Origin of the sequence: Serratia sp. CY32780 (assembly GCF_052169135.1) — a bacterium.
GTDB lineage: Bacteria > Pseudomonadota > Gammaproteobacteria > Enterobacterales > Enterobacteriaceae > Serratia > Serratia sarumanii.
The window spans coordinates 1-12089 of sequence record NZ_JBJNLI010000009.1 but is presented as its reverse complement, the minus strand read 5'-3'; the positions used below and the strand labels follow the sequence as shown (position 1 = coordinate 12089).

The 12089-nt window shown below is 61.9% G+C and carries 6 protein-coding genes; 5 read left to right on the top strand and 1 reads right to left on the bottom strand.

The features are described 5' to 3' along the window. The first annotated feature begins 174 nt into the window (after positions 1–174). On the top strand, positions 175–1536 hold the full coding sequence (locus ACJ8HH_RS23300; protein ID WP_033636185.1) for an NCS2 family permease: 1362 nt from the start codon (positions 175–177) through the stop codon (positions 1534–1536). A 196-nt stretch (positions 1537–1732) separates the two neighbouring features. Continuing rightward, positions 1733–3382 carry a Na+/H+ antiporter gene (locus ACJ8HH_RS23295; RefSeq protein ID WP_033636184.1) on the top strand — a complete coding sequence of 550 codons (1650 nt, stop codon included), beginning with the start codon at positions 1733–1735 and terminating at the stop codon, positions 3380–3382. A 74-nt stretch (positions 3383–3456) separates the two neighbouring features. Here the strand turns inward: ACJ8HH_RS23295 and ACJ8HH_RS23290 are convergent, their stop codons facing one another. Next, on the bottom strand, positions 3457–4344 hold the full coding sequence (locus ACJ8HH_RS23290; RefSeq protein WP_025304429.1) for a LysR family transcriptional regulator: 888 nt from the start codon (positions 4342–4344) through the stop codon (positions 3457–3459). A 140-nt stretch (positions 4345–4484) separates the two neighbouring features. On the opposite strand from ACJ8HH_RS23290, the gene ACJ8HH_RS23285 reads away from it, so the two are divergent. The 3 genes from ACJ8HH_RS23285 to ACJ8HH_RS23275 all read left to right on the top strand — a co-directional run. Further along, complete coding sequence (locus tag ACJ8HH_RS23285) at positions 4485–4907, top strand: CidA/LrgA family protein (protein WP_004936830.1); 423 nt, start codon at positions 4485–4487, stop codon at positions 4905–4907. After that, positions 4900–5589 carry an LrgB family protein gene (locus ACJ8HH_RS23280; RefSeq protein ID WP_033649720.1) on the top strand — a complete coding sequence of 230 codons (690 nt, stop codon included), beginning with the start codon at positions 4900–4902 and terminating at the stop codon, positions 5587–5589. The genes ACJ8HH_RS23285 and ACJ8HH_RS23280 overlap by 8 nt, the downstream gene beginning before the upstream one ends. A gap of 612 nt (positions 5590–6201) precedes the next feature. Beyond that, the coding region (locus ACJ8HH_RS23275) for an amino acid adenylation domain-containing protein (RefSeq protein WP_442520249.1) at positions 6202–12089 on the top strand (5888 nt) is incomplete at its 3' end.

The following is a 12089-nucleotide window of genomic DNA, read 5'->3' as shown; positions in this document are numbered from 1 at the left end:
CCCGTACCGCGCGCTGCGAGTTAAACGTTTGCCTTGGTGCGCATCGCCGTTGGCACTGCGACGGAGGGGCACGGATGCGGAACGTGACGTAAACGATTACGTGACGATCGGGCGCGGGCGAGATTACAGGCCTGCTGCGACGGGCCGATTCATGAAACACAGGGGAAGTAACCTATGTCGAACTCTCAAGCGAACCACGCCGCAAAACCAACCGGCGGGCTTGATGGCTATTTTAAAATTTCCGCGCGCGGCAGCAGCGTGCGCCAGGAGGTGGTGGCGGGGCTGACCACCTTCCTGGCGATGGTGTACTCGGTGATCGTGGTGCCGAGCATGCTGGGCAAAGCGGGCTTCCCGCCGGCGGCGGTGTTTGTCTCCACCTGCCTGGTGGCCGGGCTGGGCTCGCTGCTGATGGGGCTGTGGGCTAACCTGCCGATGGCCATCGGCTGTGCGATCTCGTTGACCGCCTTCACCGCCTTCAGCCTGGTGCTGGGCCAGCACATCAGCATTCCGGTGGCGCTGGGCGCGGTGTTCCTGATGGGCGTACTGTTTACCGTCATCTCGGTCACCGGTATCCGCGCCTGGATCCTGCGCAACCTGCCGATGGGCGTGGCGCACGGCACCGGCATCGGTATCGGTCTGTTCCTGCTGCTGATCGCCGCCAACGGCGTCGGCCTGGTGGTGAAGAATCCGCTGGATGGCCTGCCGGTGGCGCTCGGCGCGTTCACCTCCTTCCCGGTGGTAATGACGCTGGTCGGCCTGGCGGTGATCTTCGGCCTGGAAAAACTGCGCGTGCCCGGCGGCATTTTGCTGGTGATCATCGCCATTTCCATCATCGGCCTGATCTTCGACCCGGCGGTGAAATACCAGGGGCTGTTCGCCATGCCGAGCCTGGCGGACGCGGACGGCAAGTCGTTGATCTTCAGCCTGGATATCATGGGCGCGTTGCAGCCGGTGGTGTTGCCGAGCGTGCTGGCGTTGGTGATGACCGCGGTGTTCGACGCCACCGGCACCATCCGCGCGGTGGCCGGGCAGGCCAACCTGCTGGATAAAGACGGGCAGATCATCAACGGCGGCAAGGCGCTGACCTCGGATTCCCTGAGCAGCATCTTCTCCGGCCTGGTGGGCGCCGCGCCCGCCGCGGTCTACATCGAATCCGCCGCCGGCACCGCCGCGGGCGGCAAGACCGGCCTGACCGCCACCGTGGTCGGCATTCTGTTCCTGCTGATCCTGTTCCTGTCGCCGCTGGCCTATCTGGTGCCGGTCTATGCCACCGCACCGGCGCTGATGTACGTCGGCCTGCTGATGCTGAGCAACGTCACCAAGCTGGACTTCAACGACTTCGTCGACGCGATGGCCGGCCTGCTGTGCGCGGTGTTCATCGTGCTGACCTGCAACATCGTTACCGGCATCATGCTGGGCTTCAGCTCGCTGGTCATCGGCCGCATCTTCTCCGGCGAATGGCGCAAGCTGAACATCGGCACCGTGCTGATCGCCGTGGCGCTGGTGGCGTTCTACGCCGGCGGCTGGGCGATCTAAGCCCTCGGGTTTCCCTCGCCCGGCGGGCGAGGGAAGCTGTCACGGCAATTCCCTTCTTAAGATAAGTCTTCTTCTGCTCTGCACCGCGTTTTGAAAGGCACAACAAGCTTTAACGGCTGTAAAAAAAGTGATCTACTATCGGAACCAACGCAGGCCCTGAGCCGATGTCGTCTGAATCGTAGAGTCTAAGGAAAGCATGGAAATCTTTTTTACAATCCTCATTTTGATCCTGGTGGTCTCCCTGTCCGGGGTGGTGACGCGCATGTTGCCGTTCCAGGTGCCGCTGCCGCTGATGCAAATCGCCATCGGGGCCCTGTTGGCCTGGCCGCATTTCGGGCTGCACGTCGACTTTGATCCCGAACTGTTCCTGGTGCTGTTCATCCCGCCGCTGCTGTTCGCCGACGGCTGGAAAACGCCGACGCGCGAATTCCTGCACCACGGGCGTGAAATTCTCGGCCTGGCGCTGGTGCTGGTGCTGATCACCGTGGTCGGCGTCGGCTATCTGATCTACGCCATGGTGCCGGGCATTCCGCTGGTGGCAGCCTTCGCGCTGGCGGCGGTGCTGTCGCCGACCGATGCCGTGGCATTGTCCGGCATCGTCGGCAAAGGGCGCATTCCCAAGCCGATCATGGGCGTGCTTGAAGGCGAGGCGCTGATGAACGACGCGTCCGGCCTGGTGTCGCTCAAGTTCGCCATCGCGGTGGCGATGGGCACCATGGTGTTCACCGTGGGCGGCGCAACCCTCGAGTTCCTCAAAGTGGCGATCGGCGGCCTGCTGGCCGGCGTGGCGGTCACCTGGACCTACAGTAAATCGCTGCGGGTGATGAGCCGCTGGAGCGGCGACGATCCGGCGACCCAGATCGTGTTCCTGCTGCTGCTGCCGTTCGCTTCTTACCTGATCGCCGAACATATCGGCGTTTCCGGCATCCTGGCGGCGGTAGCGGCGGGGATGACCATCAGCCAGTCCGGCGTGATCCGCAACGCGCCGCTGGCGATGCGCCTGCGCGCCAACAGCGTGTGGGCGATGCTGGAATTCGTGTTCAACGGCATGGTGTTCATCATGTTGGGCCTGCAGCTGCCGGGCATTCTTGAGACCTCCATCCTGCAGGCGGAGCTGGATCCGACCATCCAGACCTGGTACCTGTTCGCCGACGTGGCCACCATCTACGCCGCGCTGCTGGTGCTGCGTTTCACCTGGCTGTGGGTAATGAAGAAGGCCAGCAACCGCTTTATGAAAAAGCGCCCGCTGCAGTTCGGCGATTACAGCACGCGTGAGCTGTGGGTGGCGTCGTTCGCCGGGGTGCGCGGGGCGATTACCCTGGCCGGTGTGCTGTCGATACCGCTGTTGCTGAGCGACGGCACCGCCTTCCCGGCGCGCTATCAGCTGGTGTTTATCGCCGCCGGGGTGATCCTGCTGTCGTTGATCGTCGGCGTGCTGGCGTTGCCGCTGCTGCTGCGCGGCGTGCAGGTGGCCGACAAGAGCGCCAGCAAGCAGGAAGAACGCATGGCGATCGCCATGGCGGCCGAAGTGGCGATCGAGAGCGTGAATAAAATGGAAGAGCGCCTGGTTGCCGATACCGAAGAGAACCTCGATCCGCAGGTGTTGAAAGAGGTCAGCTCGCGGGTGACGGGCATGCTGCGGCGGCGTATCGCCTCGAAAGACGACATCGAGAATGCGCTGGCGATGGAAAACCTCGAGCGGCGTTTCCGCCTGACGGCGCTGCGTGCCGAACGCGGCGAGCTGTACCATCTGCGCGCCACGCAGAAAATCAGCAACGAGACGCTGCAAAAACTGCTGCACGATCTCGACTTGCTCGAAGCGCTGCTGATCGAGCGCGAAGGGTAAGCTTCAGAAGAGGAATAAACGTTTCCTCTTTATTTCTGTCCTGAAGGGCCGCCTGTGCGGCCCTTGTTTTTTGGCTACTTGAGCGGCGGCCAGTAGTCGCGGCAGCAGGCGATCCAGGCCTGCGCGCTGTGCGACAGGTAGCTGCCCTGGCGCCAGATCAGGCCGATTTTCCACTCCATGCGTGGTTCCAGCGGCAGCCAGACCAGATTTTCCTTGTCCAGCCAGCGGCAGACCGGCTCCGGCAGCATGGCGATGCCCACGCCGGCCTGCACCATCGAGGCGAGGAAGTCCCATTGGCCGCTGCGCACCGCGATTTGCGGTTCAAAACCGGCCTGGCGAAACGCCTTCATCAGCATCTTGTACAGCGCAAAGTCTTCGTTATAAATCAGGATCGGGCTGTCGGCCAATTCGGCGATATTGATGCGGGTGCGGTTGAGCCACTGCGGCGTGCGCGGCGCCACCACGCACATCGGGTGGCCCAGCAGCGGCAGAAAGGTCAGCGGCTGTTCCGAATCGAAGGGCAGCACCGTCATCGCCAGATCCAGTTCGCCGGACATCACCGCCTGTTCGACCGACAGCCCGCCCAGCTCGGAAATTTTCAATTCGATGCCGGGATAGGTCTGGCGAAAGCGGCGGATCAGATCGGCGATCTGCCTGCCCACCATCGGCGGAATACCCAGCCGCAGCACGCCTTTTTTCACCGAGCTGATGTCTTCCAGCTCCGCCTCCAACTGGCGGAATTCGTCGAGGATCGTCAGGCCGCGCTGATACACCGCCTGGCCGCTGTCGGTCAGGCGCAGCTTGCGGCCTTCGCGGATCAGCAGCGTGCATTCCAGCTCCTCTTCCAGATGCCGCAGCATCTTGCTGATGGTGGGCTGGGTGACGAACAGTTTTTCCGCCGCGCGGGTGAAGCTTTGCTGGCGCACCACTTCAACGAAGTAGCGCAGGGTGCGGACATCCACGTTAGGGTTCTCCTTGAGGGCACTACCGGCGGGAAACTATTCCCGGACGGCATGATGTCGATAATTTTAATTCATTTCAGGCGTGGTTTCCCGGCTGCGTATACTGTAGGCCGTCAATTTATTGTTTGAGGTCATCTTTCATGTCTCTGGCGTTACGCCGCGTTGCCCCCTCCCTGCTGACCCGTTTGCAGGTGCCGATTCAGGTGGCGTTGTATGCGGCGCTGTTCCTGATCGCCGATCGCCTGGTGCAACAATTCCACCTGCCGCTCCCCGCCAATATCGTCGGCATGCTGATGCTGCTGGCGCTGATCCTGCTGCGCATTCTGCCGCTGAGCTGGGTCAAGGCCGGTTCCCGCTGGCTGCTGGCGGAAATGCTGCTGTTCTTCGTGCCGGCGGTGGTGGCGGTGGTCAACTACGCCCAACTGCTGATGGTCGAGGGCTGGAAGATCTTTCTGGTGATCGCGGTCAGCACCATGCTGACGCTGGGCGCCACCGGGCTGGTGGTGGACAGGGTGTATCGGCTGGAGATTTGGCTGCAGCGGCGGAAGCAGCGCCATGAATGATTTTATCCTCAGCCTGGCCTGCTTTTTGGCGACGCTGGCGCTTTACTTCGCCAACAAGAAGCTGTACCGCCGCCGCCGCACGTTACTGCTGATGCCGCTGGTGCTGACGCCGATGATCCTGGTGCTGCTGCTGGTGGTCACCCACATCTCCTATCAGGACTATATCGGCGAAACCCACTGGCTGCTGTGGCTGCTGGGGCCGGCGACCATCGCCTTTGCGGTGCCGGTGTACGAGAATTTGCACATCATCCGCCGCCACTGGCTGTCGCTGGCCGCCGGGGTAACGACGGCGGTGCTGGTGGCGGTGTACAGCTCGGTGTGGCTGGCGCGCCTGCTGACGCTGCCGGAAGAGGTGCAGCGCAGCCTAGCGGTGCGTTCGATTACCACGCCGTTCGCGCTGGAGGCCGCCAAACAGATGGGCGGGCAGCCGGATCTGGTGGCGCTGTTCGTGGTGATCACCGGGGTGTTCGGCATGGCGGTGGGCGACATTCTGTTTCTGCGGCTGGCGGTGCGCAGCCGCCTGGCGAAGGGAGCCGGGTTTGGCGCCTCGTCGCACGGCGCCGGCACCGCCCGCGCTTATGAACTGGGGCCGCAGGAGGGCGTGGTGTCGAGCCTGGTGATGATGTTGGCCGGCATTATCACGGTGGTGGCCGCGCCGCTGATCGGCCGGCTGATGTGGTAAGACCTCTCGGGGAGGGCTCTGCCGCCCCGTTTTACGTTGTCTGGCATTGGGAACGATGCCGTTGATTGACGCCCGAAAAAACGAAGAAATTTTTCAGCATAATTTTTCCCATCGTTATAACAAAAAACGATAGATGCGCCGCGAGCAAAATTGCCGTTCATTTTAAATGCCAATGAATTAATTAAATAATAAATTATTACCATAAAAACAATAAAGTATAACTTATTGATATGGAGAGGCTCTTATCGTAAGCATTGCTGCACATTAACTGCGGTGAATAATACAAAAGAATATGAGTTCCTCTCTAATTATCTCAGATTAATACAAGCGGAATACGCTCGTCATCCCTGAGTAATATCGGGGAAATAAAATGGTCATTTATTCCCTTTCGCACATTTCGCCAAAAAAAATATCCTCTCCTATACTTCACAGCTCAACAAATTGAGGCACAGGGGGAACCTCTGGATTAACCATTTCATCCTTTCTTAGTTGGGGGGAGACCCAACTTTTCTACGGTTTTTTTATTCTGACCTGAACTGTCGGACGGCCAGGCTTTGCCTAAATCCGGACGGTCCCTTTCATTAACGTAATGAAAACGTGCTAGAGAATATTATGAACAAACAAACTGATGTGAAGAGTGGGGAACTCCGTACGGGTGCTCAGGCCGCGGCGGAGAAAGTCGAACTGCATGAAATGACTATCGCCCAGCGTGAACTCTGGCTGGGGGAAAATATTTCCAAAGAGTTGTCGTTCAATATCTGGGGCTATGGGCAGGTTGACGGGCCTCTCGACGTTAAGCTGCTGCGGCAAGCCATCGATGCTATCGTCGAAGAAACGCCGGCTCTGCAAGCGCATTTTGTGGAAAAAGACGGTGAGCTTTATCAATACCGCGCGCCACGCACACATGAGCCGCTGTTCACACTCGATCTCAGTAAGGAACCCGATCCCCTGCAGGCGGCCAGACGCTGGATGGTGGCGGATGCGGCGCTGCCGCGCCGCGCCACGGGAGAGGAACCTTTTAGTTTTTATGTGATTACGCTCGCTCCGCAGCGCTATGTCCTCTATCGGCGTTTCCACCATATGATCACCGACGGCCGCAGTGCCGAGGAAGTGATGCGGCGCATCGCGGCTTACTATAACGCGCTGGCGTCCGGCGGCGTCATCCCTGAATTCGCCAACTGCAATTTCTCTCTGCTTTATGAAAACGACATCAAATACCGCGACTCCTCACGCTTTTCTTCCGATCAGGCTTTTTGGCGGGAATATACTGCCGCTGCGCCGCAGAGTTTGTCGCGTAGAGCCATATTGACCCCGGACGCCGCGATGAACCGCAACACGCAGCTGCTGGAAAAAGAGGCATTGGATCAGCTGCAGCAACAAGCTGACAATATCGGCGTACACCGCGCACATATATTGGCCGCCGCCGTAGCATTATGTTTCTACAGCCTGACCGGCAGTGAATATCTTAATTTCAGCATGCCGGTGACCGGAACGAGAGAACGAAACAGTATTGGTATGACCTCTAACGTTGTCCCTTTGATTATCAAGGTTGAACCCCAGCTGAGTCTGGCCGAATTTATCCAAAAGGTCGCAGCCGAAATAGCAAAAGTGGTTCGTCATCAATTATATCGTGGGGAGGACATTCGGCGTGACAATGGCGCGACGGATTCCGCCTGGTTTGGCCCTTCAATTAACATTGTTTCTTTCGACCACGGCGATCCTTTCTGGGGATGCCGCACCCGTTGGTATTATGGCGGGAATATTCCGTCCGGCGATCTACAGATTATGCTGTATGAAGACCAGCAGGCGAATGAGCTGGACGTCACTTTTTCTGACGCCGATTATGCAAATTCATTAGGCGATCTGGATGTTTTGCAGCGCCGTTTCCAGTTTATTTTACGGGCGCTGAACGCATCAACGGCGGGGACGATCGAGGCGTTGGATCGGCAAGTGGCGGCGCTGGCGGATGCCGAGGCCGGCGGCAGCTTTTACACCAACCGTCGGCAACCGCCTGCTGGCGGCATCATTCGTTGGGATCGCCCTGCTGAGGCGCTGCAGCGCCTGGTGAGTTCGCTGAGCCATGGCGCGGGATGCGCGGCGAAGGTGCTGTTGGCGGAGCGCGTGTTGGGCGTGACGGCGCTGCAGGCGGTGAGCGATGAGCGGCAGGCCGAACCCGGTACCCTGCTGCACGTCGAGGCCGACGGCTGGGTAATTGCCGCGAACCCCGGCGTGGTGCGCGTCGGGCCGTTCTTGCGCGCCGACGGCTCGGCTCAGCCAGGCGATGCGCTGGCGCAGGCCTGCGGCCTGTCTGTCGGCTCGGTCTTGCCGACGATTAACGCTGCCGAAGCCTCGCTGTTAGGCGCGGCGTATGGCGCCAGCGCCGATAGCGCCGCTTTTTGGCAACCGCGCCTGACGCGTTATTATCCGGCGCCGTTCCCGCCGGGGCCTGGCCGCCAGGCGGATCTTCCCGCACGCTGGCAGGCGACGGCCTGGCAGCGCCTGGAAAAAATTGCCGGCGAGCATGTGCTGGCGGCAGCAACCCTTTATCTGGCGCGCATGTGCAATGAAACCGATTTTCAGCTGGGGTGGATCACCCCGGACGATCGGAATTGGGGGCGTTGGGCTCACCTGAGCGCGCGCGTGCTGCCGCTGCAGGTCTCTGTTGATCACACCGGCAATTTCCAGCAGGCGTTGGCCGCGCTGGAACAGGAATATAGCCAGTTGCGCGCTCATGCCGATTATCATCCCGCGTTGCTGACGCGCGATGCGGACCTGCGAGCGTCTCAGACTTGGCCGACGGCGGTATCGATCGTCAGCCGGCGCTCGGCGCAGGGGTTGCAGCCTGAAGACGAGGGGGTTGCCGCCATCATGGCTTCCGGCTCGCGCGCGGTATTGCAAATCTGCAAGGCTGACGGCGCTTTCCGTTGGGTCTACGACGCCGCCTCCGTGGCTGACGAGCAGATGTTGCGGGCGACGCAACATCTGCTGATGCTGCTCAACGACGCGGTGAGGGCGGGTTCTCATCGTCGCACCGTCGGCGAACTCAGTCTGGTTTCCGAGGAAGAACGCGCGCAGTTGCTGCAGGGCCTCAACCACACCGTCGCTTCACATTCGCCGACGGCCTGTCTGCACCGGTTGTTCGAAGCACAGGTTAAACGGACACCGGAGGCGATCGCGGTGACGTATGGCGATGACAGCCTGACCTACGCGGAATTGAATACCCAGGCGAACCGTTGGGCCCATCGGCTGGTACAGCTTGGCGTGCAGCCGGACAGCCTGGTGGCGCTGTGTGCCGGGCGCGGGCTGCCGATGCTGGTCGGGCTGCTGGGGATCCTCAAAGCCGGCGGCGCCTATGTGCCGCTGGATCCCGCCTATAGCGGCGAGCGGCTACAGTACATCCTGGCGGACTCAGCGCCGGTGCTGCTGTTGGCGGATGAGCTCGGCCGACAAGCGCTGGGTGACTGCGAGGTGCCGGTGCTGGCGCTGGAACAGCCACTGAGGGGAGAAAGCGACGATCTGCAGGACGTCGGGGTGCGCCCGGCGCACCTGGCATATGTGATTTATACCTCCGGCTCGACCGGCAAACCCAAAGGGGTGATGGTGGAGCACCGGCAGGTCGCGCGGTTGTTCAGCGCGACGAACGCCTGGTTCAACTTCAGCGTCGCCGACAGGTGGTGCCTGTTCCACTCATTCGCCTTCGACTTCTCGGTCTGGGAGATCTGGGGCGCCTGGCTGTATGGCGGCCAGCTGTTCATCGTACCGCAGGCGATCGCCCGCTCGGCGCCGGATTTTTATCATTTCGTCTGCCGCAGCGGCATCACGGTATTAAACCAGACGCCGAGCGCCTTCAAAGCCTTTATCCAGGCTCAGGCGCACAGCGAAGCGCGCCAGCAGCTACGCGAGATCGTGTTCGGTGGCGAAATGCTGAAGCCTTGCGATCTTGCGCCGTGGTTTGCTCGTCCAGAGAACCGGCAGACACGGTTGATCAACATGTACGGTATCACCGAGACCACGGTGCATGTGACTTATCGGCCGCTGTCGGCGCAGGATACGGCGATCACCACCAGTCCGATCGGCAGCCGCATCCCGGATTTGCGCATGTATCTGCTGGGCGCCGACGGCGAACCGGTGCCGATGGGGGCGATCGGCGAACTGTACGTCGGCGGCGAAGGGGTGGCGCGGGGTTACCTGAACCGGCCCGAATTGACGGCGGAACGTTTTCTCGATGATCCTTTCAACCGGGCGCCGGGTGCGCGCATGTATCGTACCGGCGATCTGGCGCGCTATCTGCCGGGGGGCGATATCGAATACCTGGGGCGCAATGACCAGCAGGTAAAAATCCGCGGTTTCCGTATCGAATGCGGCGAGGTGGAGGCTCAGCTGAGTACCGATCCGCGCGTGCGCAGCGTAGCCGTGGACGCGATTGACGATGGCGACGGGGGCAAGCGACTGGTGGCGTGGGTGGTTCCGGCACAGGAAGCCGAACGCGCTACGCTGGCGACCGGGCTGCGTCAGCATCTGCAGGCGCGGCTGCCGGATTATATGGTGCCGGTGGCTTACGTTTGGCTGGAGGCGTTGCCGCTGACCGGCAACGGCAAATTGGACAAGCGGGCTCTGCCGGTGCCGCAGGTCGACGCCTATGTGCGTGAAGCCTATGCGCCGCCGCAGGGCGAGGCGGAAAATCTGCTGGCGGCTATCTGGCGCGAGCTGCTGGGCGTAGAGCGCGTCGGTCGCTATGACCACTTCTTCGAACTGGGCGGGCATTCGCTGATGGCGGTGCGCTTGGCTAACCGCGTGCAACAGGCCGGATGGCAGTTACCGTTGCAGGCGCTGTTCGCCAGCCCGGTACTGCACGTGCTGGCGCAGGCGCTGGAAGTTGCGCCGGCTCAGGAACCGCTGCCGATACTGCCGGTGGCGCGCGACGGCGATTTGCCCCTGTCGTTCGCCCAGCAACGCCTGTGGTTCCTGACCCAGTTGGAGGGGATGAGCGAAACCTACCATATCCCCCTGGCGCTGCGGCTGCACGGCCGGTTGGACCGGCAGGCGCTGCAACATAGTCTGGATGCGCTCTATGCGCGTCACGAATCGCTGCGTAGCCGGTTCATCACCCGGGAAGATCGGCCACAGGTGCAGATTTTGCCGGCAAACGGGCTGCCGCTTGCGTTCCACGATCTGCGACGTCACCCCGCGCAAGCCGACACGCTGTGCCGTCAGGCGGCCACTCAACCGTTCGATTTGACGCAGGGGCCGCTGGTGCGCGCCGCGCTGATCCGCCTGGCGGATGAGGAGCACCTGTTCCTGCTCACCTGTCATCACATCATTTCCGACGGTTGGTCGACCGGCATTCTGCTGCGTGAACTGGGGGCGTTGTACGGCGCTTTGCGTCGCGGCGATGCCGATCCGCTGCCGCCGCTGACGCTGCAATACCCGGATTATGCCGCCTGGCAGCGTCGCTATCTGACGCCGGAGCGGTTGGCGGCGCAGGCGCAATACTGGCGCGAAACGCTGATCGGTGCGCCGGCGCTGCTGACGCTGCCGACTGACCGGCCGCGTCCGACGGTGCAGTCTTTCAGCGGCGGGGAGGTGCCGATCGCGATCGACGCCGAGCTGACGCAGGCGCTGCGGCAGTTCAGCCGGCAGCATGGCGGCACGCTGTTCATGACGGTGCTGGCGGCCTGGAGCCTGGTGCTGGCGCGCATGGCCGGGCAGCAGGAGCTGGTGATCGGCACGCCGGAGGCCAACCGTGGCCGGCTGGAAACCGAATCGTTGGTCGGCTTCTTCGTCAGCACGCTGGCGCTGCGCATCGATCTTCGCGACGATCCGGATCTGCCGACGCTGATCGCGCGGATCCGCCACACGGTGCTGACGGCGCAGGAAAATCGCGATCTGCCGTTCGAGCAGGTGGTGGAGCTGGTCAATCCGCCGCGTCATCTGGGCTATACCCCGCTGTTCCAGGTGATGTTGGCCTGGCAGGACGGCTCGGTGCGCGATATTCCGCTGCCTGGGCTGCAGGCCGAGCTGGCCGGGCTGGAATACAGCGCGGCGAAGTTTGATCTGACGCTCGATCTGGCCGATACCGGCGAAGGCATCAGCGGTACGCTGAACTTCGCCACAGCATTGTTCGATCGCGCCACCGCCGAACGCTACGGCGTTTACCTGGTACAGGCGCTGCGGGCGATGACGCTGAATAGCCCACGGTCAGTATCCCATATCGATTTGTTGCCGCCCGCCGAACGGGAGCATCTGCTGCATGGCTGGAACCGCACCGAGCGTGACTACCCGCTGGATCAGACGCTGACGGCGCTGTTCGAGCAGCAGGTGCGCCGCACGCCGGACGCCACCGCGCTGGTGAGCGGAACGGAAAGCCTGAGCTACGCCCAGCTGAACGCCCGCGCCAACCGGCTGGCGCACGCGCTGATAGCGCGCGGCGTCGGCCCGGACAGCCGGGTGGCGGTGTGCGCCGAACGCGGCCTGAACATGGTGACGGCGCTGTTCGGTAT

Bases quoted from the DNA above. Each gene is read 5' to 3' on its own strand.
- ACJ8HH_RS23300 (WP_033636185.1), top strand. From the start codon at position 175: ATGTCGAACTCTCAAGCGAACCACGCCGCAAAACCAACCGGCGGGCTT.
- ACJ8HH_RS23295 (WP_033636184.1), top strand. From the start codon at position 1,733: ATGGAAATCTTTTTTACAATCCTCATTTTGATCCTGGTGGTCTCCCTG.
- ACJ8HH_RS23285 (WP_004936830.1), top strand. From the start codon at position 4,485: ATGTCTCTGGCGTTACGCCGCGTTGCCCCCTCCCTGCTGACCCGTTTG.
- ACJ8HH_RS23280 (WP_033649720.1), top strand. From the start codon at position 4,900: ATGAATGATTTTATCCTCAGCCTGGCCTGCTTTTTGGCGACGCTGGCG.